Source organism: Pantoea sp. X-Soil-TKNS-1207 (genome assembly GCF_059730485.1).
In genome coordinates this window covers 1,091,538-1,116,440 of the sequence record NZ_AP035958.1, presented here as the reverse complement: position 1 = coordinate 1,116,440, position 24,903 = coordinate 1,091,538, and the positions used below count along the sequence as shown (strand labels likewise).

Genomic DNA, 24,903 nt, shown 5'->3' with positions numbered 1-24,903 from the left:
GTTTGTGATCCATTGATCATTTGATATCGGACACTAGAGGTTTATTTATGAATAAAAACAGAGGATTAGCGCCTCTGGCGGCCGTCCTGATGCTTTCAGGCAGCTTTTTGTTAACAGGATGTGATGATAATAAATCCCAGCAAGCCGCCCAGCAGCAGCCCCCAGAAGTGGGTGTTGTGACGTTAAAAAACGAACCACTGAAAATCACTACTGAGCTGCCAGGTCGTACTTCAGCTTTCCGGGTGGCAGAGGTTCGTCCTCAGGTCTCTGGCATCATTCTGAAGCGTAATTTTGTTGAAGGCAGTGATGTGAAGGCAGGAGTTTCCCTGTATCAGATCGATCCAGCAACGTATCAGGCTGCTTATGATAACGCCAAAGGCGCGCTGGCAGAGGCTCAGGCTAACGCCAACATCGCGCAGTTGACCGTTAAACGTTATAAGCCGCTGCTGGGTACCAAATACATCAGTCAGCAGGATTATGACACCGCAGTCGCCACCGCAGCACAAAATGATGCCGCCGTGAAAGCTGCACAGGCGAATGTGGAAAGCGCGCGTATCAACCTCGCTTACACCAAAGTGACCTCACCTATCAGCGGTCGTATTGGTAAATCGTCCGTGACCGAAGGGGCGCTGGTATCCAGTGCGCAAACCACGGCGCTGGCCACCGTGCAGCAACTCGATCCGATGTATGTTGACGTGACCCAATCCAGCGATGACTTCCTGCGTTTACGCGCGGAGCTGGAATCCGGTCAGCTGAAACAGAACGATGGTAAAGCCAATGTCGTGCTGCTGATGCAAAACGGTAGCGCATACAGCCAGTCAGGCACATTAGAATTCTCTGATGTCACCGTAGACGAGACCACCGGCTCCATTACCCTGCGTGCCATCTTCCCGAACCCGGACAATCGCCTGCTGCCAGGTATGTTTGTCCGCGCGCGTCTGGATGAGGGAACCAACCCGAATGCGCTGCTGGTGCCACAACAGGCCGTGACACGCACGCCAACCGGACAGGCCACAGCCATGGTGGTCGGCGCCGACAATAAAGTTGAAGCACGCAACCTGACAGCGCCTCAGGCCATTGGTGATAAATGGCTGGTGACTGAAGGGTTGAAAGCGGGCGACCGCGTGATCACCACTGGCCTGCAACGCGTCAAGCCGGGTGCTCAGGTGACACCGCAGGAAGTCTCAGACGATACCAAAGCCGCACCCGAATCACAGTCTCAGGCGCAGTCTCAAAAATCGTCTTCATAAACAGGAGCCGTTAATACATGGCTAAGTTTTTTATCGATCGCCCCATCTTTGCGTGGGTAATCGCCATCATCATTATGCTGGCCGGTGCGCTATCGATTATCAATCTGCCGATTGAGCAATATCCCAATGTTGCTCCGCCGGCGGTTGAGATCCAGGCCACCTATCCGGGTGCTGATGCGAAAACGCTGCAGGATTCGGTGACCCAGGTCATCGAACAAAATATGAACGGCATCGACGGACTGATGTATATGTCCTCGAGCAGTGACTCGTCCGGTACCCTGACCCTGACGCTGACCTTCCAATCCGGTACGGACGCGGATATCGCGCAGGTACAGGTGCAGAACAAGTTGCAGCTGGCGATGCCGCTGCTGCCGCAGGAAGTTCAGTCACAGGGGATTCAGGTTAAAAAATCTTCCAGCAGCTTCCTGATGGTGGCGGGTTTTGTCAGTGATGATCCGAACATGACGCAGAACGATATCTCGGACTACGTCGCCTCGAACATCAAAGACCCGATCAGTCGTACCCCAGGGGTTGGTGATACTCAGGTGTTTGGTGCGCAGTATGCGATGCGTATCTGGCTGGACCCGCACAAACTCAACAACTATCAGCTGACGCCGGTAGATGTGATCAGCGCGCTGGGCACCCAGAACACCCAGGTCGCAGCCGGTCAGTTAGGCGGCACGCCGCCAGCGCCGGGTCAGCAGCTGAACGCCTCGATCATTGCGCAGACGCGTCTGACCTCAACCGCCGAGTTCGGCAATATCCTGCTGAAAGTGAATACTGACGGCTCGCAGGTGCGTCTGCGTGACGTGGCGAAGATTGAACTCGGTGGTGAAAACTACGAGATCATCGCCCGTTATAACGGCAAACCGGCATCCGGTATTGGTATCAAACTGGCAACCGGTGCTAACGCGCTGGATACCGCCGATGCGGTGAAAGGCGAGCTGGCGAAGCTGCAACCGTTCTTCCCGGCGGGCCTGAAAGTGGTGTATCCGTATGACACCACGCCGTTCGTGAAAATCTCTATCTTCGAAGTGGTGAAAACCCTGTTCGAAGCGATCGTGCTGGTGTTCCTGGTAATGTATCTGTTCCTGCAGAACTTCCGCGCCACGCTGATCCCTACCATCGCTGTACCGGTGGTACTGCTGGGGACGTTCGCTATCATTGCCGCCTGCGGCTATTCGATAAACACGCTCACCATGTTCGGGATGGTGCTCGCCATCGGCCTGCTGGTGGATGACGCCATCGTGGTGGTGGAGAACGTTGAGCGTGTCATGGCCGAAGAGGGACTGCCACCGAAGGAAGCGACCAAACGCTCAATGGAGCAGATCCAGGGCGCGCTGGTCGGTATTGCGCTGGTGCTCTCGGCGGTATTTGTTCCAATGGCGTTCTTCGGTGGCTCCACCGGGGTTATCTATCGTCAGTTCTCAATCACCATTGTTTCAGCCATGGCGCTGTCGGTGCTGGTGGCGTTGATCCTGACGCCTGCGCTCTGTGCCACCATGCTGAAGCCGATTGAGAAAGGCAGCCACGGTAAAACCACCGGTTTCTTCGGCTGGTTTAACCGCCTGTTCGATAAGAGCACCAACCACTACGTAGACAGCGTGGGCCACATCGTACGCAGCACCGGCCGCTATCTGGTGTTGTATCTGATCATTGTGGTGGGCATGGCGTATCTGTTCCTGCGACTCCCAACCTCGTTCCTGCCGGAAGAGGATCAGGGTCTGTTGCTGGCTCAGGCACAGCTGCCTGCTGGCGCCACCCAGGAACGTACCCAGAAAGTGCTGGATCAGGTGACGGATTACTTCCTCACCAAAGAGAAAGACAGCGTGAATTCGGTGTTTACCGTTAACGGCTTCGGTTTTGCCGGTCGCGGACAGAACACCGGTATCGCCTTCGTCAGTCTGAAGCCGTGGGACGAGCGTGGCAGTGCCGATCTGAAAGTGCCAGCGCTTGCAGGTCGCGCCATGAAAGCCCTGGGTGCCATCAAAGATGCGATGGTTATCCCGTTCAACCTGCCCGCGATTATCGAACTGGGTAACGCCACCGGCTTCGACTTCCAGCTGATCGACCAGGGTAACCTTGGTCATGAGAAGCTGACCGAAGCGCGTAACCAGCTGTTCGGCATGGTGGCACAGCACCCGGACACCCTGGTGGGCGTGCGTCCAAACGGCATGGAAGATACGCCGCAGTACAAACTGATCATCGATCAGGAAAAAGCCTCGGCGCTGGGCGTGTCGCTGTCTGACATCAACACCACGCTGGGTGCAGCATGGGGTGGCTCCTACGTTAACGACTTCATCGACCGTGGTCGTGTGAAGAAGGTATACGTAATGGGCCAGGCGAATTCCCGTATGCTGCCGGATGACATCAGCAAATGGTATGTCCGCAATAGCGGCGGTGAGATGGTGTCGTTCTCGGCCTTCTCCAGCGCGAACTGGCAATACGGTTCACCGCGTCTGGAACGCTACAACGGTCTGCCATCCATGGAGATCCTCGGCCAGGCGGCACCGGGCAAAAGCTCGGGTGACGCGATGGACCTGATGGAGCAGCTGGCCTCGAAACTGCCAGCCGGTATCGGCTATGACTGGACGGGTATGTCTTATCAGGAACGTCTGTCCGGTAACCAGGCACCGGCGCTGTACGCCATCTCGCTGATTGTGGTGTTCCTGTGTCTGGCGGCGCTGTACGAGAGCTGGTCGATTCCGTTCTCCGTTATGCTGGTGGTACCGCTCGGCGTGGTCGGTGCGCTGCTGTTCACCACCCTGCGTGGTCTGAGCAATGACGTCTACTTCGTGGTAGGTCTGCTCACCACCATCGGTCTGTCGGCGAAGAACGCCATCCTGATCGTCGAATTCGCCAAGGATTTGATGGAGAAAGAAGGTAAAGGGTTGGTGGAAGCGACGCTGGAGGCATCCCGTATGCGTCTGCGTCCGATTCTGATGACCTCCCTTGCCTTTATCCTCGGCGTGTTGCCGCTGGCGATCAGTACCGGTGCCGGTTCCGGCGCACAGAACGCGGTAGGTACCGGCGTTATGGGCGGCATGGTGACCGCAACCGCGCTGGCGATCTTCTTCGTTCCGGTGTTCTTTGTGGTGGTACGTCGTCGTTTCAGTAAGCAAAAAGGCGAGCTGGAGCAAGGACATCCGGTTAACCACAACCACTAAGATTTTCCCTTCTTCAAAAGGCCGCTGATGCGGCCTTTTTTTATCCTTCTGCGCACCAATGCGCTTTAACTCTCCGGTTCAAATCCCTGCATCCTATGCGGTTGCATTGTTGCGTCGTCGGGTTCATAATATTGTTATATTATAACATTACATAAGGCGAATGATTATGAAACCTGATATCCACCCTTTCTACCGTCCGGTGGTGTTCCACGACACCACGGCAAATGAATACTTCAAAGTCGGTTCCACCATCAAAACCGAACGTACCATTGAATTTGAAGGTGAAGTGTTGCCGTACGTCACGCTCGATGTCTCCTCGAAATCGCACGTTTACTACACCGGCAAACAGAAAGATTTCGCGAAGGAAGGCAGTGCCGCGCGCTTTAATCAGCGCTTCGGTCGTTTCCTCGGCCGCAGCCAGTCATAACGGAGCACAACATGCAGGTATTGAGTTCATTGCGGTCAGCGAAGACCCGTCATAAAGATTGCAAAGTCGTGCGGCGTAAAGGTCGCATCTATGTGATCTGTAAAACGAATCCGCGCTTTAAAGCGGTACAGGGAAGAAAGAAAAAACGTTAGGATGTGTCGTGATAATTGGCCGGGTTAATACCCGGCCTTTTTTTTATTTCATACTTTTCAGCATGGCATCAACGTTGTGTCTGAACGCCGCTTCATAACTGGCAGCCGGACCATTGGCTTCCGACAGGGCTTCCGGATACAGCTCGCCCCCCGGTTTTGCGCCCGTCGCGCTGGCAATCTGTTTCACCAGGCGTGGATCGGTCTGGTTCTCCATAAAGTAGGTATTAATGTGCTCAGCCTTGAGCTGATTGATGATCGACGCCACATCGCTGGCACTGGCCTCCGCTTCCGTTGAGAAGCCCACCGGCGCCAGGAACGTCACACCATAACGCTGGCCGAAATAGCCGAACGCATCATGGCTGGTCAGCACCTTACGCTTACTCTGCGGCACGGCGGCAAAGGCGGTTTTCGCCCAGCTATCCAGTTTTTGCAGTTGCTGAATGTAGTTTTCACCCTGCCTGCGAATCGCGGCCGCATCTTCAGGGTCTGCCTTGATCAGCGCATTCATCACGTTAGTGGCATAGATCACGCCGTTCGCCATGCTGTTCCACGCATGAGGGTCGGTAATGGTTTTGCCATCATCTTCCATTTTGCGCGTGTTGATGCCTTCCGATGCCACCACCAGCGAGCCTTTGTAGCCTGATGCGCTTACCAGACGGTCCATCCAGCCTTCAAGGCCCAGGCCGCTGACAAATACGACGTCGGCCTGCGCCAGCGCCTGGCTGTCCTGCGGTGTCGGTTCGAAGGTGTGCGGATCGCCGTTCGGTCCCACCAGCGATTTCACACGCACATGGTCGCCGCCAACCTGTTTTACGATGTCAGCCAGCACGGTAAAGCTCGCCACAACATCCACGGTTTTCGCCAGCGCCAGCGGGCTGATCAACATGGCCCCAATCGCCAGGCTAATCGGTAACTTCTTCATACACATCCCCTTATTGGTTTAGTCAGCGACGGCGCAGTAAGCCGCCACAGGGTCCTGCCACAATAGAAAGTAAAAAAAGTCCGGCAGCACTCAGCACCACCGCCGGTCCGGCAGGCAGTGAGTAGTGCCACGACAACATCAGCCCGATCAGCGACGCCACCATCGCCAGCAACATGGCGATACCTAACATGCAGGCGAGATGACGACTCCAGAAGCGGGCGCTGGCGGCGGGCAACATCATCAATCCCACCGACATCAGCGTGCCCAGAACCTGAAAACCCGCCACCAGGTTAAGCACTACCAGGGTGAGAAAAATGCCGTGCACCAGCGGCGCACTCCATTTGCCCTGCGCGCGCAGGAAATCAGGATCGAACGCGTCGATCACCAGTGGGCGATAGATGACAGCCAGCATCAGCAAGGTGAAAGCAGCGATGCCGCCCACCAGCACAATGGCGGCGTTATCCACGGCCAGCAGAGAACCAAACAGCACATGCAGCAGATCAACGCTGGAGCCACGCAGCGATACCAGCGTGACGCCCAGCGCCAGGGAGCCGAGGTAAAAACCGGCGAAGCTGGCATCTTCCTTTAATGGGGTGTAGCGACTGACGGCGCCGGAGAGCAGAGCCACCGCCAGACCGGCAATCAGGCCGCCGATCCCCATCGCCACCAGCGACAGACCCGAGATGAGATAACCGATAGCCGCACCGGGCAGCACGGCATGTGACAGCGCATCGCCAATCAGACTCATGCGGCGCAATGAGAGGAAAACGCCCAGCGGCGTGGCACTCAGCGCCAGCGCCACACAGGCCACCAGCGCGCGGCGCATAAAACCAAATTCGATAAAGGGTTGCAGTAAAGTCACGATGCCACTCTCCGCAGCAACGGCGCATGGGCGGATTCAGGTTCATCCAGCGACAGCACATCTTCGAAATAGCGCGCGACCAACGGGCGATCGTGCAGAACCACCAGCAGTGTGGTGCCCGCCTGCTGCTGCTGTTGCAGGATCGACATCAGCAGCGTCACGGTCTGGCTGTCGATGCCATTAAAAGGTTCGTCCAGTAGCCACAATTTGCTGCGCTGTAGCATCAGGCGGGCAAACAGCACGCGCTGCAACTGCCCACCGGACAGGGTGGCAGGTTGGGCTTCGGCGAAGTCGCGCATCTGCACGGCGTCCAGCGCCGCATCGATCTCTTTACGCAACGCACGATTGATCGATCCAAACCAACCGCAGCGCGGCCAGCACCCCATCGCGACCAGCTCATACGCGGTAATAGGGAAACGCGTCTCCAGCTCGGTGCGCTGCGGCAGCCAGCCCAGCTCTTTACGCGCCACCTGAAGTTCGCAACGGCCTGAGATGGGCGTCAGTAATCCGGCGATGGTTTTCAGCAACGTCGATTTACCGCTGCCGTTAGCCCCGATCAGCGCCGTCATGCTGCCAGCGAGCAGTTCGCCATTAATAGTCGGCGTAACCGTCTGCCCCTGATAACCGGCCTTTAACTGATGAAAACGCATCATTTTTGCACTCCCCAGACAATAGCCAACGCGAGGAAGGCCACCAGCAGCAGCGCGACCAGCAGCCGCCCGCCAAGTGAGAGGAGTAATCCACTGTGATTCATACCCGACAACCAAAATGTTATAACATAACAACTATACTACCTGATGATCCGGCTGGCAGGCTTGGGAGAAAGTGTTTCAAAAGTTAACCAATTCAGGTTCGTCGTGCGGGGATGGCGGGGGTCGGTATTCCTTTCTTAACCTTTGCGTGATGCAATCCATCACAACAATAGCTATTTCTGGTTAAGGCAAGCTTGCAATGTTCGGATGAAACCCCAATGATATAAACATCACCTTTTTACCGGACAGATCATGCAGGCCATTATTCATTGTGATATTGCTGTAGGTGAGGATGACTACGCAAAGTTACAGGCAATAATACAAGGGAATATTCTCAAAATAGCGGAAGCGCTGGCAGGTGATTTACAATGGTATTCACAGAATGCGCGATTAGTTCCCGAGAGTTTTCGCATTATATCCATAACGTCCGTGACGAATAATCGATTTAAAATGCTTTACGATTTCAGGTGGAATTTATTTAGTCCCTGTCAGGATTTAAATGAAACCTTTACGCGCCAGGAAGATGTTCTGTTTCATATCCAGACGGGTGCGCTGGTGTTCGAGGTGATAGACAATACCCGCCCTTCTCCTGCCGATGAATTGTAATATTTGGTAATGGAGGTGAGCAAAACTAATGATTGTGGATTATATTTAAGGAGTCGCTGAATTCATTTTTATTCGTGATCGCTTCCTGGTAGCTTTTCCTAATCTCGCCGCGCTGCGGTAACTGTGCTAGCTATGGAGGGGAAAAAGATGGACGAATACTCACCGAAACGGCATGATATTGCTCAGCTTAAATTCCTGTGTGAGAATCTGTTTGACGAAAGTATGGCAACATTAACTGACAGCCATCATGGCTGGGTTAATGATCCAACTTCGGAAAGCAATTTACAGCTCAACGATTTGATTGAGCATATCGCGTCTTTCACGATGAATTACAAAATTAAGCATGTTGAAGATGAAGCACTGATAACGCAAATCGATGAATATCTTGATGATACCTTTATGCTGTTTAGCAGTTACGGAATCAATACTCAGGATCTTCAACGTTGGCAACGATCAGCCCGACGCTTATTTAATCTGTTTGCCGAAGAGTGCGCTTTTCTACAGCAACCCAGCCATTCCTTTTAGCATCAGAGTGAGAACGACCTATTTATGAGCAATCAAGCCTTAACTAAAACCGATTATTTGATGCGACTGCGCCGCTGTCGCTCAATCGACACCCTTGAACGGGTGATTGAAAAGAACAAGTATGAATTGTCCGATGACGAGTTAGCGGTATTTTACTCCGCCGCCGATCACCGCCTTGCAGAGCTGACGATGAATAAGCTCTATGATAAAGTGCCCGGTTCTGTCTGGAAATTTGTCCGCTAAGTTATTCCCCTCTGTATCTCCGGCCCGCTGCATAACCGACTTTCAGGGATCGACTTCCACACCGGCAAAGGAGTGCCAGCGTTACGCTATTGTCTGAATAATAGGGATTTTTGGGTGGGCTGAAATTGGTGGAGGCCCTGCCAGCTACATCCCGGCACACGCGTCGCCTGCTGCGGCTGCTTCCTTCCGGACCTGACCGAGTTCACAAGTTAGCATTGCGGGAGAACCAACAGGGCCTCCATTGAAGTGCCCTCGTTACGAGAGCGCTGGCATTATCAAGTAAGCCCCCGGCAATTGCAAGCAAACCCCGGATGACCGTTGTTTTCTTGAACAGACAAGCGGCTAACCGCTGCTTCGTTCGCCACGCACATGCTAAAGTTTGCCCTTTGCGGTTATTCAGGATCTCCTCCATGAGCGAACACGACAGCTTTCCGCAGCGCGTATGGCAGATTATCGCCGCCATTCCGCCCGGCAAAGTGATGACTTACGGCGATGTCGCCCGTTTAGCCGGTTCACCGCGCGCGGCGCGTCAGGTGGGCGGCGTACTAAAGCGCTTACCGCCAAGCAGCCAGTTACCCTGGCATCGCGTGCTTAATCGTCATGGTCGGATTTCGTTGCAGGGCGATGATTTGTTTCGTCAGCGTGATGCGCTGGAAGCCGAAGGCATTGAAGTCAGCGATGCCGGGGAAATTGAACTGGCCCGTTATCGCTGGGATCAGAATTAGCGACAACCGGTACACGCCATCCCTGACGTGTACCGCTTAGCGCCGCAGCACATCATTTACATGCTGGTGGGTGCCGGTACCGAAGCCGACGGGGTGATTTGCGTCGGTGACGTTGACGGTACGGTGGTTGCCGCACCCGGCTGGGTTGGCATCGCCATATTGGTCACCGGCACCAGCAGCAGTTCTGCTTTGGTTCCACCCTGATTGATCACCGGTTTCACGGTATCGGTGATAAACGCCAGCTTACCGTCGACGGCAATGGCCGCGCTTAACAGGATGCGGGCGTTTGGCTGAATGTCTGCCGGATTAAACGGCAGAACAAACTGGAACGGCGCCTGTTTGCCCTCGGTACGCACCACCCGCTGCGACAGCACTTTTGATGGCGCGTCGGACTGCGAGGCATCCGACAGCGTTACGGTCAGCACCGCATCCGGTGGCAATGCAATACGCTGGCGAATATAAATGGAACCACTCACATTCGGCTGCGCAATGGTCGATGGCTGCCCTGCCACACTTGCGCCTAACGTTGGGGTCGGCACGGGTTTGCTATGGTCTGCGCACCCGACAACTGCCACGGCCAGCGTCATTCCGCTGATTACTTGCCAGAGTTTCATCGATGTCGTCTCCTTATGAACACTATGATTGTCGGCGGCAAAAATAATGTGCAGCTTTTCAACCGCCGAATGCCTTTAATTCTGGCACAAAAATCCGCGTTTCGCCTGAGACGGGTCTCAGATCGCTGAAATCACGGCAAAAAGATTGACGGAAACTGGTCGGATCTTTCACACTTGCCCGACCGGTATCACTGAGGAATCCGTTATGAGCCAGGCACTGCACAACCTGCTTAATTTGTTGAATCTGGAAAAACTGGAAGAGGGATTATTTCGCGGCCAGAGCGAAGACCTCGGCCTACGTCAGGTGTTTGGTGGCCAGGTGGTGGGCCAGGCTCTTTATGCCGCCAAACAGACGGTGCCGGAAGCACGCATCATCCACTCCTTTCACAGCTACTTCCTGCGTCCGGGCGATAGCCAGAAAGCCATCATCTATGATGTCGAAACCCTGCGCGACGGTAAAAGTTTCAGCGCCCGCCGCGTCAGCGCGGTGCAAAACGGCCAACCCATCTTCTATATGACAGCCTCATTCCAGGCGCCGGAAAGCGGTTTTGAGCATCAGAACAGTATGCCGCAGGTGCCGCCGCCGGATAACCTGCCCTCCGAGCAGGATCTGGCGCAGCAGCTGGCGGCGCATCTGCCGATTAAACTGCGGGAAAAATTCCTCTCCGAGCGCCCGCTCGATATCCGTCCGGTCCAGATCCACAATCCGCTGAAAGGCCGGGTTGATGAGCCGGTTCGTCAGGTATGGGTCCGTGCCAACGGCCAGCTGCCGCAGGATCGACGGATTCATCAGTATCTGCTTGGCTATGCGTCGGACCTCAACTTCCTGCCGGTCGCGCTCCAGCCGCACGGCAAAGGCTTCCTTGAAGCGGATATGCAGGTGGCGACCATCGACCATTCGATGTGGTTCCACCGTCCCTTCGACCTGACTGAATGGTTGCTGTACAACGTGGTCAGCACCTCGGCGTCGGGTGCGCGTGGATTTGTCCGCGGCGAGTTCTTTACTCAGGATGGCACCCTGGTGGCGACCACGGTGCAGGAAGGGGTTATGCGCCAGCGCGACGCATAAAAAAAGGGGCGATAATTATCGCCCCTTCTGCTTTTTATTGTTTTAGCGCACTGCTCTTCTTCAGCCTGACGCTTACTGGTTGTAAGCGTTTTCGCCGTGGCTGTTCACATCCAGACCTTCACGTTCCTGATCTTCCGGAACACGCAGGCCCACAATCATATCGGCCAGTTTGAAGCCAATGAAGGCAACCACACCGGACCAGACGATAGTCGTACCCACGCTGAACAGCTGTACCCACACCTGATGGCCCATGGTCACGCCTTCTGCATAACCTACGCCGCCCAGAGAAGAGGAAGCAAACACACCGGTCAGGATACAACCGACGATGCCGCACACGCCGTGCACACCGAACACGTCACACGGGTCATCAACGCGCAGCCATTTCTTCAGGGTGGTTACACCCCACAGGCCAGCCAGACCACCCACCAGACCGATAATCAGCGCACCGCCGACACCGACATAACCACACGCCGGGGTGATCGCCACCAGGCCTGCGATAAAGCCGGAAGAAGCACCCAGCAGAGAAGGTTTGCCACGCAGCGCCCACTCACCGAAGGTCCATGACAGCACCGCACCGGCAGTGGCAATCACGGTATTCAGGAAGGCCAGCGCAGCGATTTCGTTAGCGGCAGAGGCAGAACCGGCGTTAAAGCCGAACCAGCCCACGTACAGGATCGCCGTACCGGTAAACACCATCGGCAGGTTGTGCGGTTTGAATGCTTCTTTACCGAAGCCAGCACGTTTACCTACCAGGTAAGCACCCACCAGGCCAGCAACCGCGGCGTTGATGTGCACCACAGTACCGCCTGCGAAGTCCAGCGCGCCATCTGTCGCCAGCAAGCCGCCCGCCCAGACCATGTGCGCAATCGGCAGGTAAGCCAGCGTCAGCCACACGGCAACGAAAATCAGCACGGCAGAGAAACGAATACGTTCAGCAATGGAACCGACAATCAGACCCACGGTGATACAGGCGAAGGAAGCCTGGAACGCGACGTGGATGTATTGATAGAACGTGCCCATCAGCGCTTTCAGCTCGATGTTTTTCAACATCGCCCACTGGAAGCTACCGAAAAACGCGTTGCCTTCGCTGAAGGCCAGTGAATAGCCATAGATCATCCACAGCACACACACCAGGGAGAAGGTTACGGCAACCTGGGTCAGCATCGACAACACGTTTTTACCGCGGATCAAACCGCCGTAGAACAGGGCAATACCCGGAATCGACATGAACAGCACCAACGCGGTGCAGATCATCATAAACGCGTTATCGGCTTTATCCGCAACGGCAGGAGCTGCCGCCATGGCCAGAGACGGTAACAGCGCCAGGCTGGTCAGGCCCAACTTCGTCATTAGTTTATTCATTTCTTTCCATCCCATCACAATACATAGCCCCAGTTACAGTGCTGCTTCGTCGGTCTCGCCAGTACGAATACGGATAACGCGCTGCAGTTCCGCAACGAAAATTTTGCCGTCGCCAATTTTGCCGGTGTAGGCTGCTTTGCTGATAACGTCCACCACTTCATCGAGTTGATCATCAGCAATGGCGATATCAATTTTTACTTTTGGCAGGAAGTTCACGCTGTACTCGGCACCGCGATAAAGCTCTGCGTGACCTTTCTGGCGACCGAAACCCTTCACTTCGGTAACTGTCAGTCCCTGAATGCCAATAGAGGATAAGGCTTCACGCACGTCCTCCAGCTTAAATGGTTTGATTACCACGGTAACCAGCTTCATACGTTCCCCTCCAGGTATAAAATGATTGAGTCTTACCGGACACGCAGGGATATAAGCAAAGGGTGTGCCATAAATAAAAAAAGCGCGTGGTCAGCAGATTAGCCGCGTCGCAGCGCGCTTCGTTATGTGATGCACAACACAAATGGGAGTGGGAAAGGAAGAAAGGAGTGGATTATTTGCACTTCTTTGGTGCTTCGAGCCTCAAAGAAGTGCATTTATACAGAAGATTCCGATAAATTTGCGCAAAAAAGGTGCAATTCACCCTTCAGCCTGCACGGGGATGCCCGCCGCGAGTTCATCACCCACCTGTTGCAGCTGGTACATTTGCCAGTAACGCCCCTGCTGGGACAGCAGCTCGCTATGGGTTCCGCGCTCCGCCACCTGACCGCGATGCAGCACCAGAATCTGATCCGCTTCGGTAATGGTGGAAAGACGGTGCGCAATCACCACCAGCGTACTGTGCTGGCGCAACGCGCGCAGGGCTTGCTGGATCGCCTGCTCGGTGCCGGAATCGATATTGGCGGTGGCTTCGTCGAGGATCAGAATCTGCGGCAGCGACACCAGCACCCGCGCCAGCGCCAGTAACTGTTTCTGGCCAACCGACAGATTATTGCCCTGCTCACCCAGCCGGGTATGGATACCGTCCGGCAGAGTACGCACCAGCTCGGCAAGCTGCACCGTTTCCAGCGCCTGCCATACCGCCTCTTCCGGGATATCACGGCCAAGACGCACATTGGCGAGGAAGGTATCAGCCAGCACCACCGGGTCCTGCTGCACCATCGCCACGCTCTGACGCAACGCCTGGTGCGTCAGCTGAGGCAGCGGACGCCCATCCAGCTCGATGCTGCCTCGCGTAACCGGGTAGTACCCCATCAGCAGGTTCGCCAGCGTACTTTTGCCGCTGCCGGTATGCCCGACCAGCGCGACAAAACCGCGCGCAGGCACCTCCAGATCCACCTGACTCAGCACATCGCGATCGGCACGATAGGCAAAGCTGACGTCGCGCAGCGAGATGCGCCCCGATGACAGCGGACGGTTGTCTGCGCCGTAGCCTTGCTGTGCCGCATCCATCAGTTCGAAAATACGCTCGCCGGACACCACCGCCTGTTGCAGCATCGATTGCTGGGTAGTGAGTTCAATCAGCGGCTCATTCAGACGCCCCAGATAGGTGATAAAGGCGTAGAGCACACCAACTTCGAACACGCCTGGCGTGGTAAAGCTGAACAGCATCAGCAGACCGCACAAAATCAGTGCAGAGAACAGGCTGAGCAGCGGACGCAGCAGAAAACCGTCGAGCCGCAGCGTCTCCATGCGCGCCACGTAGTGCGAGCGGCTGGCTTCGCCCATGCGTTCGCCAAATCGCGCCTGCTGGCGGAACTGCTGGATCACGCTCATGCCGTTGATCACTTCATTGAAGCCATTATTGATATCCGCCAGATAGCTGCGCACCCGGCGGGCAATCGGCGTGCTGTAACGCTGATAAATCAGCATCACCGTCAGCACCAGCGGGAAGATCACCATCGCCACCAGCGCCATGCGCCAGTCAAGGGCGAACATCGCCACCAGCATCGCGCCAATCAGCGCGGCACTGCGCAGCACCGTTGCCACCACCGTGACGTAGAGATCGCGGATTACCTCGGTATCGTTGGTGACACGCGAGATAATTTGCCCGACCGGCTGGGTATCAAAGGCGCTGAGCGGCTGGCGCAGCGCGGCATTCATCACATCGCAGCGCAGCTGCTGTACCACGCCAATCGCCGCGCGGTTAAACAGCAACGCCTGAAAATAGTGCAGGCCTGCCGCCAGCAATTGCAGCAGGATAAACCCCACCACCAACCCGGCGACAATCCCCCAGGGCATCTGATGTCGCGCCACCAGATGATCAATGAAATAACTGACCAGCACCGGCCCGGTGACTTCCGCCGCCGCCGCAATCCATAACATGCCCACCGCCAGCCATAACGATTTACGCCAGGGTTTGCCGTAGGCCAGCAGACGTTTTAGCGTCGGCCACAGACGTATTGATTTAGCCACGGCTCGCTCCTTCGGTGATTTCATCCTCATCCAGCGCGGCTTCCAGCTGCTGATAACGGTACATTTCGCGATACCAGCCGCTTTGCGCCGCCAGGCTGTCGTGATCGCCCCGCTGTGTCACCACGCCCTGCTGTAATACCAGAATCTCGCTGGCTTCAGTCAGCGCCGACAGTCGGTGCGCGCTGATAATCAGGGTGCGACCTTTGCCCCACTGCCGCAGGTTATGCAGAATATCGTGCTCGGTCCGCCCGTCCACCGCCGACAGCGCATCATCAAGAATCAGGATCTCCGCGTTCAGCAGCAGCGCACGGGCAATCGCAATACGCTGCTTTTGCCCGCCTGACAGCATCACGCCACGCTCTCCCACCTCGGTATCGTAACCCTGGGGTAAGCGCAGAATATCCTCGTGGACACAGGCCATCTGCGCCACACGTTCAATCTCCTGCTGGCTGGCATTCGGGCGGCCCAGGGCGAGGTTATTGGCAACGCTATCGGAGAACAGGAAAGGCGTCTGGCTGACGACCGCCAACCGGCTGCGCCAGCTGTCGATGCGCAGTTGCGGCAACGGCGTGTTGTGATAGCGAATATCGCCCTGCTCGAGGTCAAAATGGCGCTGGATCAGGCTGAGCAAGGTGCTTTTGCCACAGCCGGTTGGGCCGCAAAGTCCGAGCATCTGACCGGGTTTCAGCTGGAAATTAACGTGGCTGAGCGCCACGCCGCCACTGCCGGGATAGCTGAACTCACGAATCGCCACCTGCAAATTACCCGTTTCCGGCGGCAGGATTTTCTGCCCATCCTCCACCGCTGGCGCTTCGGCCAGCAGGGCCTGGATACGGCTCCAGGCCGCGCTGCCGCGCTCAACGATGTTAAACATCCATGCCAGCGCCAGCATCGGCCAGATCATCAGGCCAAGGTACATAACGAAGCTGGTCAGTTGCCCCAGCGTCAGGGTGCCATGCCACACCATCCAGCTGCCGCCGCCAATCGCCAGCAGGTTGGAGAAGCCAATGGCGATATAAATGGTGGGATCGAAACGCGCATCGACGCGCGCCACGCGCAGGTTTTTCTCGCCGGTATCACGGGCGATAGCGGCAAACTGCTGCGACTGATGATCTTCCAGACCAAAGGCTTTGATCATGCGGATACTGGTCAGGCTCTCCTGCGTTTGATCGTTCAGGCTGGAGAACGCCGCCTGCGCCAGTTTGAAGCGATCGTGCAGCTGGTTGCCGTAGCGGTGGATGACAATGGCCATGATCGGCATTGGCACCAGCGCCAGCAGGGTGAGCTGCCAGCTGATTTGTACGCTCATCACCACCAGCACCACGCAGCCCATCACCAGGGAATCCACCAGCGTCAGCACCCCTTCCCCGGCGGCAAACACCACGCGATCAACGTCATTGGTGGCGCGGGCGATCAGATCGCCGGTACGGTGACGCAAATAAAACGCCGGATGCTGGCGACTCAGCTGACGATAAAAATCTTCACGCAGCTTCACCGCCAGTTGATAGGAGGCGCCAAAAAGCAGCACGCGCCAGACATAGCGCAGCAGATAGACCACCACGGCGGTAATCAGCATCACGCCGATCCACATCAGCAGCCGCCCGGTGCTTAGCGTATGTTGGGTAACGCCATCGACAACCACGCCCACCACATGTGGCGGCAGTAATTGCAGAAGCGCAATAATGATAAGCAGAGTGACCGCGCCCAGATATCGCCGCCACTCACGCAGAAAATACCAACTTAACTGGCTGAATAATCGCACAAGTGTGTCTCTTTTTTACCCGTCAGGGTGCCACCGGCAATGCGGTTGTATATTTAATTTCTTCCATGGCGAAGCTGGAGGTCACATCGATCAGGCCGGGAACGCCATTCACCAGCCGCTTATAAAAGCCATCATAACTTTTCATATCGGCCACCTGAATACGCAGCAGATAGTCGTATTCACCGGCCATGCGATAGAAGGCCATCACTTCCGGCATCTGCTGAACCACGCTGACAAACTGCTGATACCACTCGCTGCTGTGCTGCTGGGTTTTGACAAACATAAAAGCCGTCAGGGACAGGCCGATTTTTTCCCCGTCCAGCAGCGCCACGCGCGCACGAATAATGCCATCATCTTCGAGTTTTTTCAGGCGTTTCCAGCACGGTGTTGTCGTAAGATTGACCGCATCCGCCAGCGCCTGCAACGACAGGGTGCAATCCTGCTGCAATAACGCCAGCAGTTTACGGTCAGTTTTATCTAGCATTTGTCTCTCCGGGAGAAAAATTTTCTCTCATCGGGCCATTATAGCCGGATTAAAGCAACCTCTTTTTCCTGCCAGTGCCTTACACTGAGGCCATTCATTTTTGCGGAAATACCCCATGCAAACGCCCTGGATTCGCCACGCGATCAACGAAATTAACGCTGATTTTCAACGTTCTGCCGATACGCACCTGATTCGCTTTACCCTGGATGATTTTCCCGGCATTCGTTTCTATCTGAAAGACGAAAGCACCCATCCAAGCGGCAGCCTGAAGCATCGCCTGGCGCGTTCGCTGTTTTTGTATGGTCTGGCGAATGGCTGGATCCGCGCCGACACGCCGATTATTGAAGCCTCCTCCGGTAGCACGGCGGTATCGGAAGCCTATTTCGCCCGCCTGCTCGGGCTGCCGTTTATCGCCGTGATGCCCGCCAGCACCGCCAAACGTAAAATCGAACTGATCCGCTTCTACGGCGGCGAGTGTCATTTCGTCGAAGATCCCTGTCAGCTGTATAGCGAATCCGAACGGCTGGCGCGTGAACTTAACGGCCACTTTATGGACCAGTTCACCTATGCCGAACGTGCGACGGACTGGCGCGGCAATAACAATATCGCCGAAAGCATCTTCCGCCAGATGGCGCATGAGCCTTTCCCGGTGCCGCATACCTTAATTATGAGCGCGGGCACGGGCGGCACCTCGGCGACGCTGGGCCGTTATATTCGCTATCAGGGGCACGACACCCGCCTGCTGGTGGTGGACCCGCAGCATTCGGTGTTTTTTGATTACTGGCACAGCCGCGACAGCGCGCTGCGCAGCGATCGCGGCAGCATGATTGAAGGCATTGGCCGTCCGAGGGTTGAACCGTCGTTCTTACCGGATGTGATTGATGAGATGCTCAAGGTGCCTGATGCCGCAACGGTTGCCGCGATGCTGAAGCTGGAGCAGATTCTGGGTCGCCGTCCGGGCGCCTCTACCGGCACCAATTTCTGGGGCATGTTGCAGGTGGCAAAACGCATGCGTGAACTGGGCGAACAGGGATCGCTGGTCACCTTGCTATGCGACAGCGGCGATCGCTACCCGGACACCTATTACAACCCGGAATGGGTGGCGCAGCATATTGGGGATATTCAGCCGTGGCAGCGTGAGATGCAATAAAAAACCGGACATCCTGTCCGGCTCACTGTAACCCTCAGCATTCGGGGGAATAATCGAGGTGTGGTGTGGTCATCCAGTGATTTAAATAATGAGACACCGCCTGTGTCTCGCAATGACCAATAACCGGCAGATGGGGCAACACCGCCTTCAACTGATTCATGGCGTTGCCCATAATGAAGCCGTTGCCCACCCGCTCCAGCATTTCGCGATCGTTCATGGCATCACCAAACGCCATACAGTCCGCTAAGGACAGGGAAAGATGCTGGCACAACCGTGCCAGCGCGGCGCCCTTATGACAATCCAGCGGCAACACTTCCAGACAATCCCAGGCAGAAAAACAGATATTCGCCCGCTCACCCAATGCGGCGTGCAGCTCGGTTTTCAGCGCACACAACATCTCATGCGGCGCAATAAAACAGATTTTGGTCACTTCATGCGCCGACATCTGGCGCAGATCGCGCAGCTGATAACGGAAGCCGCTCATCGTATGCGCTTCCAGCGCCCCCAGCAGCGGCTTATCGGTAAACCAGCCTTCGTCGTTAAAAATGTGGATAGAGGCGGGCGTCTGCCAGTGGCTATGGATCACCTCTTCGGCGATGGAAGGCAGCAAATCGCAGCCGTACAACAGCTTGCCATCCAGATCGTGAATTCGCGTACCGTTGCCGGTGATCAGCCATGCGGGCAGCGTGATTTGTTCGCATACCACCTGCATATCCATTAAATGACGTCCGGTGGCAAAAGCCAGGGTGACATCACGCTGGTGTAAGGCGTGCAGACTGGCGAGGGTTTCTTTGCCTAAGCGATGATTCGGCAGCAGCAGCGTACCGTCCATATCAAATGCCGCGAGGCGGGCCATGCGAATTCTCCTGTCGGTGTGAGGCCTTTACTATCGCCTGGTAATTACGGAACTAATAGTGAATACTTTTAGAAAACTGTTCCGGGTTTTGCTATGCGTCAGCTTCATCGGGTCAACCAATTTCAGCGGCTGTGGCAGCTCAGCCAGGGCGCACCGCAACATTTGAGCGTTCCGGCAATGGCGCAGCACTGTTTTTGCAGTGAACGCCATATTCGTACGCTGCTGCGCCAGTGGCAGGAGGCGGGATGGTTGTGCTGGCAGGGTAGCGCCGGGCGCGGTAAACAGGGAACCCTCACCTTCCTGACTTCGCCGGAACAATTGCGCCAGCAGCTTTTACAGCAGCAACTGGCGGCAGGCGAAGCGGTTCAGGCTTTGCAGGTGCTGGATATGCAGCCGGAACATCTGCTCAACATGCTGCGTCCGCTGATGGGCGGTCAGTGGCTGAACCAGGCGCCGGTACTGCGTATCCCCTACTATCGTCCACTCGAGGCACTCAACCCGTTAACGCTGACCGGGCGCGCAGAACAACATCTGGCGCGTCAGATTTTTTCCGGGCTGACGCGCTTGCAGGGCGATGATGTCGTCGGCGATCTGGCGCATCACTGGCAACATGATGCAAGCGGCTGCGACTGGTTTTTCTGGCTGCGCCCCCAGCTCAGCTGGCATCACGACGAACCGCTGTATGCCGCGCAGCTGGCAACTCAGCTACGCCACATCCAGCAAAGCACGCCAGGCCGCCGCCTGCTCGCTTCGGTGGAAACGATTAGCACGCCGCATCCGCTGGCGCTGCGTATTCGCCTGCGCCACAGTGATTACTGGCTGCCACAGCGTCTGGCGCATCAGCATTGCCTGCTGCCGCACCCAGAGCGTGGGACTATCGGCAGCGGCCCGTGGCAACTGGCGCATTTCACCGATGAACTGGTGCGACTGGAAAGCCATCCGCGCTGGCACCTGCAACGGCCGCTGATTCAGACGGTGGAATACTGGATCACGCCCCAGCTGTTTGATCGCACCCTTGGCACCAGCTGTCGTCATCCGGTGCAAATCGCCATTGGCGATCCTGATGAACTGGATACCCTGCGTCCGGTCGATCGCAGCATCAGCCTGGGGTTCTGCTACCTCGCCCCGCGGATCTCGGCCCACTTCAGTGCCGCTCAGGCGAAGACACTGATGTCCCTGATCCAGCGCAGCGGCATGATCCAACAACTGCCGCTGGATGAAGGGTTGATCACCCCCAGTCAGGAGTTGCTGCCCGGCTGGCCCGTGCCATTGCCGGAGGAGCAGGCCGCGCCGCTGCCTGCCACGCTGACGCTGCATTATCATCTGCCCGTCGAGTTACACGTTATGGCTCAGGCGCTTAAACCGTTGCTGGCCCGGCACGGCTGCCGGTTGATCTGCGTATTTCATGACAGCAAAAGCTGGCGCGATGAAGCTGAACTGGCCAACGCTGACGTGATCATGGGCGATCGTCTGATTGGCGATGCGCCGCTGTTTACCCTGATTAGCTGGCTGGAGAACGATCCGCTGTGGCAGCCGCTGCGCGATAGCGACGGCCGGATAGCCTTAACTCGTCAGCTGCGTGAGATCGCCCAACATGCCGATCCTGAACAGCGTGCTACGCTTAGCCACCAGCTGTTTGAGCAACTGATGCGCGCCGGTTATCTGCTACCGCTGTTTAATTATCGCTACCAGATTTCAGCACCGCCTGGCGTGGAAGGCATTCAACTTAACAGCCTGGGCTGGTTTGACTTTACGCGTGCGTGGATCCCTCCACCCGCCGCAGTCAATACTGTTCATCACACTTCTGAGCCATTACCATAAGCGCTCAGTTTTATAGGGAAGAGAAGATGAAAAGAGCCGTTGTCGTGTTCAGTGGCGGACAAGACTCCACCACCTGCTTAATTCAGGCACTGCAGCAATATGATGAAGTCCATTGCGTCACCTTTGATTATGGCCAGCGCCATCGCGAAGAGATCGAGGTGGCGGCTGAACTGGCGCATAAACTTGGCGCGCGCGCCCATAAAGTGCTGGATGTGACGCTGCTGAACGAATTAGCCGTCAGCAGCCTGACGCGCGATAACATTCCAGTACCGGCGTATGACCCGGATGCCAGCGGCCTGCCAAGTACTTTCGTACCGGGCCGTAATATTTTGTTTCTGACGCTGGCGTCGATTTATGCTTATCAGGTTGAAGCCGAAGCGGTGATTACGGGCGTGTGCGAAACCGATTTCTCTGGCTACCCCGACTGCCGTGATGAGTTCGTCAAAGCGCTGAATAACGCGGTCAGCCTCGGCATGGCGCGCAATATCCGCTTCGAAACGCCGCTGATGTGGCTGAATAAAGCGGAAACCTGGGCACTGGCCGATTACTGGCAGCAGCTGCCGCTGGTGCGCGCTGAGACGCTGACCTGCTACAACGGCGTGAAAGGCGATGGCTGTGGCGAATGTGCGGCCTGCCATTTACGCGCGCGTGGACTGGCAGATTACCAGGCGAATGCCGCTGCGATTATGGCGCAGATGAAGCAAAAATCCGGTCTGGTCTGATACCGCGCAACCTGCTGGCGTCACTGACGCCAGCCTGCCAGTTACACCATTAATGCAGAGAGGCGCTCACGAAGTTCCCCTTCCATTGGCACCGCTTTCTGTGTACCCAGATCAATACAAACAAAGGTTAATGCCGCATCGGCAACCGGCGTACCATCGCTGGCCAGCAATACCCGCTGCGCGATAACACCGCTCTTACCGTTCAGCTGTGAAATTTCGCTTTCGATGGTGAGCACGTCGCCCAGCACAGCCGGGCGGCGATAATTGATGTTGATATTCACCACGACAAAGGCGAGTTTCTGCTGCACCAGCCAGTTGAACGCATCGACATCTTCCAGCCATTGCCAGCGCGCCTCCTCAAGAAACTCGAGGTAACGCGCGTTATTCACATGCTGATAGACATCAAGATGATAGCCGCGCACTTTAATCGTGGTATACATTGTTGCTCCTGATTACGCTGAGAATGACAACTGGTTGGACCTGTTGAGCATAGCACAGCATAAACACAGATTTGCCTGACCTTTCATAGTCGCGAACTATCTCACAATTTCAGACGACCGCTGTTACGTTCAACCAGCGCGCTGCCGATGCCCGGCACCTCCTTTAATTGCTCAATGGCGGTAAAAGGCCCGTACTGTTCGCGATAACTCACAATGGATTGGGCTTTCTTCAGACCAATGCCATTCATTGCCGCTGCGAGCTGTTCGGCGCTGGCTTCATTGATGCTGATCTGCCCCTCTGCCGCGGAAGATACCTGTGTTGCCTGAGTTTCACTGGGGCTTTCCGCTGCCGCCAGACCCGTTGTGCAGACTGTGCCGCCCAGCGCCAGTGAGAAGAGTAAAGCCTGAAAAGTTTGTTTAGCCATGCTGTGTTTCTCCTTGTGTTTAACAGCGGACCAAGAGTGTCACAGCCAAAACCACGGCTCAAAAGGCGAATCACAGAAATGGAAAAGGCCGCATAAGCGGCCTTTGTTTGTTTCAGCGGTGCTGATTTTTTTGCGAGGCTTATTGCGTTTGCGCAGCGGCACCGTACTTAATTTTGGCGTCTTTACGCAGGTTTTCCAGCAGCGCTTCAAAGGCGATTTGCGCGTTATTCTGCGTCACACCTTTCACCATCTGGTCAATCTGCGCCTGCGGCATACTGCCGGTGCTGACTTTGTCCAGCGCCACCAGTACCACATTGCCCTGCATGTCTTCGCTCACGCCCCATGACGGTTTGTTATCAGCCGGCTGTGGCAGATTAAATGCTGACTGCGCAACCGGATCCTGCGCATTGCGATCAACCGATTTGCTGGCGCTGAGGGTCAGACCCGCCGCCTGCAGCACATCCTGCTTACCGGCGTTGAGATCGGCCAGCAGTTTGTTGGCCTGCTCTTTTGCCTGCTGAGTGGCTTTATCATGCTTCAGGGTATCGGCGATTTGCGCTTTAACCTGATCCAGCGGCTTCACCGCTTCCGGTTTGTGTTCGCTGATGCGTAGCACAAACGCACGGTCGCCATCGACAGAGATGATGTCGGAGTTATTACCCGGCGCACCATTCTGGCCCACTAAACCACCGTTAAAGATCACCTGCTTAACCGGATCGAAATCCAGATCCTGCGGCAGGGTATCCTGGCTAAACCAGTCGGTTTCCACCACTTTCAGACCCGAAGCCTGTGCGGCACCCGCCAGTGATTCGTTATCGTTGCTGGCGGCTTCGCTGACTTTCTGCTGCATTTTGTAGAAGGCATCCACCGCTTTTTCCTGCTTCACTTTATCAGCAACGGCATCGTGCACTTCCGCCAGCGGTTTTACCTGCTCCGGCTGGATATCGTCCAGACGCGCAATCAGGAAGCCAACCGACGATTTGATTACGCCAGAAAGCTGACCTTTTTGCGTCAGATTGGCGTTTTTCAGTTCGTCAGGCGTGGTGTTCGGCTCCAGCCAGCCCATATCGCCGCCTTTACGGGCCGAGATCGGGTCAATGGATTTGCTCTTCGCCAGGGTTGCGAAATCTTCCCCTTTCTTCAGCGCATCCAGAACTGCATTGGCATCCGCTTCGGTTTTGGTTTGAATCACGCTGTAACGGTTACGTTGTGGCTGTGAGTAATCGGCTTTGTGCTGATCGAACCAGCTCTGAATATCCGCTTCGCTGGCGTTTTCCTGCAGGCTGGCGGCATCCATTTTGATGTAGCTGACGCGGAACTGCTCCGGCGCCATAAAGCTGTTTTGATGCTGCTGGTAATACTGGCTGATTTCGGCGTCGGTGACGCTTTGTTTGGTTGCCAGCGCATTCACATCGATAACAGCCTGACGAATTTCACGCTGCTGCGCCACCAGATCAACCAGTTTGCTGGTTTCGCCTTTCAGCATGAAATCGGTGTTCGCCACGGCATTAATCAGCTGCTGCGTCGCCAGCTGCTTGCGCAGCGCTTCGGCGTATTGATCGGCCGTGAACCCCATGCTGGTGATCAGACCGTTATATTTGGCGTTGTCGAACTTACCGTTAGTCTGGAAAGCCTGCTGAGTGAAAATCGCCTGCTTAACCTGATCATCGCTGATGCCAATGTGCAGATCTTTGATGTACTGATCAAGCAACGCCTGATCGATCAACTGAGAAAGCGCCTGCTGGCGCATCTGCTGCATGTAGCCTTCGTTGCTGGCCAGCTGTGAGAATTGATCGCCCAGCATCTGCTGCTGACGATTACGCTCATTGTTGTAAGCCTGCTCCAGCTCTGCACGGCTGATCTCGCGGCCATTAACTTTGGCAGCGTAATCACTGCTACCGCCGATCAGGTAGTTGCCTACCCCGGTCAGTACAAAGGACAGGATGATCAATCCCAGAATGATTTTGAGCACGACATGATTTCCCGCCGCGCGTAAATTGTCCATCATGGTATGACAACACTCCGCTGTAGTGTGGATGTAAAGCTCAGACACGATGTCATCATCGTGCAGCTGCAGTTCAGGCTGGCAGCTGGCAACCCTGCGGAGACAACAGCCAACGGCCGTTTACTGCGCAACAGAATAAAAAAAGGCACATCAAAA

25 protein-coding genes and 1 other RNA gene are annotated in these 24,903 nt (G+C 55.9%); 12 read left to right on the top strand and 14 right to left on the bottom strand.

Annotated elements, in window-relative coordinates:
* Positions 1-47 precede the first annotated feature (47 nt).
* The 4 genes from AC6I8V_RS05045 to ykgO all read left to right on the top strand — a co-directional run bounded on the left by AC6I8V_RS05045 (position 48) and on the right by ykgO (position 4,996).
* Positions 48-1,250: an efflux RND transporter periplasmic adaptor subunit gene (locus tag AC6I8V_RS05045; RefSeq protein ID WP_497844822.1), complete on the top strand. Its 1,203-nt coding sequence runs from the start codon at positions 48-50 to the stop codon at positions 1,248-1,250.
* Between the two features lie 17 nt (positions 1,251-1,267).
* Positions 1,268-4,417, top strand: coding sequence for an efflux RND transporter permease subunit (locus AC6I8V_RS05040; RefSeq protein ID WP_497844821.1), 3,150 nt, complete (start codon positions 1,268-1,270; stop codon positions 4,415-4,417).
* Positions 4,418-4,583: 166 nt separating this feature from the next.
* Entirely contained in the window at positions 4,584-4,844 is a 261-nt protein-coding gene (locus AC6I8V_RS05035; RefSeq protein WP_497844820.1) for a type B 50S ribosomal protein L31, read from the top strand.
* Between the two features lie 11 nt (positions 4,845-4,855).
* Positions 4,856-4,996, top strand: coding sequence for a type B 50S ribosomal protein L36 (gene ykgO, locus AC6I8V_RS05030; RefSeq protein ID WP_008103894.1), 141 nt, complete (start codon positions 4,856-4,858; stop codon positions 4,994-4,996).
* 43 nt (positions 4,997-5,039) lie between these two features.
* Here ykgO and AC6I8V_RS05025 read toward each other — a convergent pair whose 3' ends face one another.
* From AC6I8V_RS05025 to AC6I8V_RS05015, 3 genes are read right to left on the bottom strand one after another with little or no spacing between them, the layout of a single operon-like run.
* Positions 5,040-5,918 carry a metal ABC transporter substrate-binding protein gene (locus AC6I8V_RS05025; protein ID WP_497844819.1) on the bottom strand — a complete coding sequence of 293 codons (879 nt, stop codon included), beginning with the start codon at positions 5,916-5,918 and terminating at the stop codon, positions 5,040-5,042.
* Between the two features lie 22 nt (positions 5,919-5,940).
* A complete protein-coding gene (locus AC6I8V_RS05020; RefSeq protein ID WP_497844818.1) occupies positions 5,941-6,780 on the bottom strand; it encodes a metal ABC transporter permease in 840 nt (279 codons plus the stop codon).
* Positions 6,777-7,433, bottom strand: a complete 657-nt coding sequence (locus tag AC6I8V_RS05015; protein ID WP_497844817.1) for a metal ABC transporter ATP-binding protein — start codon at positions 7,431-7,433, stop codon at positions 6,777-6,779. Before AC6I8V_RS05015 ends, AC6I8V_RS05020 begins: the two co-directional genes overlap by 4 nt.
* A 351-nt stretch (positions 7,434-7,784) precedes the next feature.
* Here AC6I8V_RS05015 and AC6I8V_RS05010 point away from each other — a divergent pair, with 351 nt between their 5' ends.
* The 3 genes from AC6I8V_RS05010 (at position 7,785) to hha (ending at position 8,906) form a co-directional block, all read left to right on the top strand.
* Positions 7,785-8,138: a hypothetical protein gene (locus AC6I8V_RS05010; RefSeq protein ID WP_497844816.1), complete on the top strand. Its 354-nt coding sequence runs from the start codon at positions 7,785-7,787 to the stop codon at positions 8,136-8,138.
* Positions 8,139-8,285: 147 nt separating this feature from the next.
* Entirely contained in the window at positions 8,286-8,663 is a 378-nt protein-coding gene (gene tomB, locus AC6I8V_RS05005) for an Hha toxicity modulator TomB (RefSeq protein WP_021185827.1), read from the top strand.
* Positions 8,664-8,687: 24 nt separating this feature from the next.
* Entirely contained in the window at positions 8,688-8,906 is a 219-nt protein-coding gene (gene hha, locus AC6I8V_RS05000; protein WP_013508151.1) for a hemolysin expression-modulating protein Hha, read from the top strand.
* Between the two features lie 135 nt (positions 8,907-9,041).
* Here hha and ffs read toward each other — a convergent pair.
* Positions 9,042-9,138, bottom strand: an RNA gene (gene ffs, locus AC6I8V_RS04995) — signal recognition particle sRNA small type.
* 178 nt (positions 9,139-9,316) lie between these two features.
* On the opposite strand from ffs, the gene AC6I8V_RS04990 reads away from it, so the two are divergent.
* Positions 9,317-9,631, top strand: a complete 315-nt coding sequence (locus AC6I8V_RS04990; protein ID WP_497844815.1) for an MGMT family protein — start codon at positions 9,317-9,319, stop codon at positions 9,629-9,631.
* Between the two features lie 56 nt (positions 9,632-9,687).
* Here AC6I8V_RS04990 and AC6I8V_RS04985 read toward each other — a convergent pair whose 3' ends face one another.
* A complete protein-coding gene (locus tag AC6I8V_RS04985) occupies positions 9,688-10,245 on the bottom strand; it encodes a YbaY family lipoprotein (protein WP_497844814.1) in 558 nt (185 codons plus the stop codon).
* A gap of 205 nt (positions 10,246-10,450) precedes the next feature.
* Between AC6I8V_RS04985 and tesB the strand changes: the two genes are divergently transcribed.
* A complete protein-coding gene (tesB, locus tag AC6I8V_RS04980) occupies positions 10,451-11,314 on the top strand; it encodes an acyl-CoA thioesterase II (protein WP_497844813.1) in 864 nt (287 codons plus the stop codon).
* 72 nt (positions 11,315-11,386) lie between these two features.
* Here the strand turns inward: tesB and amtB are convergent, their stop codons facing one another.
* From amtB to AC6I8V_RS04955, 5 genes are all read right to left on the bottom strand, one after another.
* Positions 11,387-12,676, bottom strand: coding sequence for an ammonium transporter AmtB (gene amtB / locus AC6I8V_RS04975; RefSeq protein WP_497844812.1), 1,290 nt, complete (start codon positions 12,674-12,676; stop codon positions 11,387-11,389).
* 33 nt (positions 12,677-12,709) lie between these two features.
* The gene (glnK, locus tag AC6I8V_RS04970) at positions 12,710-13,048 is read right to left on the bottom strand and encodes a P-II family nitrogen regulator (RefSeq protein ID WP_007886947.1); all 339 of its coding nucleotides are present in this window, start codon (positions 13,046-13,048) and stop codon (positions 12,710-12,712) included.
* Positions 13,049-13,306: 258 nt separating this feature from the next.
* Positions 13,307-15,082: a SmdB family multidrug efflux ABC transporter permease/ATP-binding protein gene (locus AC6I8V_RS04965; protein WP_497844811.1), complete on the bottom strand. Its 1,776-nt coding sequence runs from the start codon at positions 15,080-15,082 to the stop codon at positions 13,307-13,309.
* Positions 15,075-16,844: a SmdA family multidrug ABC transporter permease/ATP-binding protein gene (locus AC6I8V_RS04960; protein ID WP_497844810.1), complete on the bottom strand. Its 1,770-nt coding sequence runs from the start codon at positions 16,842-16,844 to the stop codon at positions 15,075-15,077. The genes AC6I8V_RS04965 and AC6I8V_RS04960 overlap by 8 nt, the downstream gene beginning before the upstream one ends.
* Positions 16,845-16,866: 22 nt before the next feature.
* Entirely contained in the window at positions 16,867-17,328 is a 462-nt protein-coding gene (locus tag AC6I8V_RS04955; protein ID WP_497844809.1) for an Lrp/AsnC family transcriptional regulator, read from the bottom strand.
* 115 nt (positions 17,329-17,443) lie between these two features.
* On the opposite strand from AC6I8V_RS04955, the gene AC6I8V_RS04950 reads away from it, so the two are divergent.
* Positions 17,444-18,478 (top strand): PLP-dependent cysteine synthase family protein, encoded by a 1,035-nt coding sequence (locus AC6I8V_RS04950; RefSeq protein ID WP_497844808.1) that lies wholly within the window; start codon positions 17,444-17,446, stop codon positions 18,476-18,478.
* 34 nt (positions 18,479-18,512) lie between these two features.
* Here the strand turns inward: AC6I8V_RS04950 and cof are convergent, their stop codons facing one another.
* Positions 18,513-19,334, bottom strand: a complete 822-nt coding sequence (gene cof, locus AC6I8V_RS04945; RefSeq protein WP_497844807.1) for an HMP-PP phosphatase — start codon at positions 19,332-19,334, stop codon at positions 18,513-18,515.
* A gap of 93 nt (positions 19,335-19,427) precedes the next feature.
* On the opposite strand from cof, the gene AC6I8V_RS04940 reads away from it, so the two are divergent.
* Positions 19,428-21,155 carry an SgrR family transcriptional regulator gene (locus AC6I8V_RS04940; protein WP_497844806.1) on the top strand — a complete coding sequence of 576 codons (1,728 nt, stop codon included), beginning with the start codon at positions 19,428-19,430 and terminating at the stop codon, positions 21,153-21,155.
* Between the two features lie 26 nt (positions 21,156-21,181).
* Positions 21,182-21,877, top strand: coding sequence for a 7-cyano-7-deazaguanine synthase QueC (gene queC, locus AC6I8V_RS04935; RefSeq protein WP_497844805.1), 696 nt, complete (start codon positions 21,182-21,184; stop codon positions 21,875-21,877).
* 41 nt (positions 21,878-21,918) lie between these two features.
* On the opposite strand, the gene AC6I8V_RS04930 is transcribed toward queC, so the two are convergent.
* From AC6I8V_RS04930 to ppiD, 3 genes are all read right to left on the bottom strand, one after another.
* A complete protein-coding gene (locus tag AC6I8V_RS04930; protein WP_497844804.1) occupies positions 21,919-22,317 on the bottom strand; it encodes an acyl-CoA thioesterase in 399 nt (132 codons plus the stop codon).
* A 101-nt stretch (positions 22,318-22,418) separates the two neighbouring features.
* Positions 22,419-22,742, bottom strand: coding sequence for a ComEA family DNA-binding protein (locus AC6I8V_RS04925; RefSeq protein ID WP_497844803.1), 324 nt, complete (start codon positions 22,740-22,742; stop codon positions 22,419-22,421).
* A gap of 139 nt (positions 22,743-22,881) precedes the next feature.
* Positions 22,882-24,750 carry a peptidylprolyl isomerase gene (ppiD, locus tag AC6I8V_RS04920; protein WP_497844802.1) on the bottom strand — a complete coding sequence of 623 codons (1,869 nt, stop codon included), beginning with the start codon at positions 24,748-24,750 and terminating at the stop codon, positions 22,882-22,884.
* Between the last annotated feature and the right edge of the window lie 153 nt (positions 24,751-24,903).

Bases quoted from the DNA above. Each gene is read 5' to 3' on its own strand.
- AC6I8V_RS05045 (WP_497844822.1), top strand. From the start codon at position 48: ATGAATAAAAACAGAGGATTAGCGCCTCTGGCGGCCGTCCTGATGCTT.
- AC6I8V_RS05040 (WP_497844821.1), top strand. From the start codon at position 1,268: ATGGCTAAGTTTTTTATCGATCGCCCCATCTTTGCGTGGGTAATCGCC.
- AC6I8V_RS05035 (WP_497844820.1), top strand. From the start codon at position 4,584: ATGAAACCTGATATCCACCCTTTCTACCGTCCGGTGGTGTTCCACGAC.
- ykgO (WP_008103894.1), top strand. From the start codon at position 4,856: ATGCAGGTATTGAGTTCATTGCGGTCAGCGAAGACCCGTCATAAAGAT.
- AC6I8V_RS05025 (WP_497844819.1), bottom strand. From the start codon at position 5,918: ATGAAGAAGTTACCGATTAGCCTGGCGATTGGGGCCATGTTGATCAGC.
- AC6I8V_RS05015 (WP_497844817.1), bottom strand. From the start codon at position 7,433: ATGATGCGTTTTCATCAGTTAAAGGCCGGTTATCAGGGGCAGACGGTT.
- AC6I8V_RS05010 (WP_497844816.1), top strand. From the start codon at position 7,785: ATGCAGGCCATTATTCATTGTGATATTGCTGTAGGTGAGGATGACTAC.
- tomB (WP_021185827.1), top strand. From the start codon at position 8,286: ATGGACGAATACTCACCGAAACGGCATGATATTGCTCAGCTTAAATTC.
- hha (WP_013508151.1), top strand. From the start codon at position 8,688: ATGAGCAATCAAGCCTTAACTAAAACCGATTATTTGATGCGACTGCGC.
- AC6I8V_RS04990 (WP_497844815.1), top strand. From the start codon at position 9,317: ATGAGCGAACACGACAGCTTTCCGCAGCGCGTATGGCAGATTATCGCC.
- AC6I8V_RS04985 (WP_497844814.1), bottom strand. From the start codon at position 10,245: ATGAAACTCTGGCAAGTAATCAGCGGAATGACGCTGGCCGTGGCAGTT.
- tesB (WP_497844813.1), top strand. From the start codon at position 10,451: ATGAGCCAGGCACTGCACAACCTGCTTAATTTGTTGAATCTGGAAAAA.
- amtB (WP_497844812.1), bottom strand. From the start codon at position 12,676: ATGAATAAACTAATGACGAAGTTGGGCCTGACCAGCCTGGCGCTGTTA.
- glnK (WP_007886947.1), bottom strand. From the start codon at position 13,048: ATGAAGCTGGTTACCGTGGTAATCAAACCATTTAAGCTGGAGGACGTG.
- AC6I8V_RS04955 (WP_497844809.1), bottom strand. From the start codon at position 17,328: ATGCTAGATAAAACTGACCGTAAACTGCTGGCGTTATTGCAGCAGGAT.
- AC6I8V_RS04950 (WP_497844808.1), top strand. From the start codon at position 17,444: ATGCAAACGCCCTGGATTCGCCACGCGATCAACGAAATTAACGCTGAT.
- cof (WP_497844807.1), bottom strand. From the start codon at position 19,334: ATGGCCCGCCTCGCGGCATTTGATATGGACGGTACGCTGCTGCTGCCG.
- AC6I8V_RS04940 (WP_497844806.1), top strand. From the start codon at position 19,428: ATGCGTCAGCTTCATCGGGTCAACCAATTTCAGCGGCTGTGGCAGCTC.
- queC (WP_497844805.1), top strand. From the start codon at position 21,182: ATGAAAAGAGCCGTTGTCGTGTTCAGTGGCGGACAAGACTCCACCACC.
- AC6I8V_RS04930 (WP_497844804.1), bottom strand. From the start codon at position 22,317: ATGTATACCACGATTAAAGTGCGCGGCTATCATCTTGATGTCTATCAG.
- AC6I8V_RS04925 (WP_497844803.1), bottom strand. From the start codon at position 22,742: ATGGCTAAACAAACTTTTCAGGCTTTACTCTTCTCACTGGCGCTGGGC.
- ppiD (WP_497844802.1), bottom strand. From the start codon at position 24,750: ATGATGGACAATTTACGCGCGGCGGGAAATCATGTCGTGCTCAAAATC.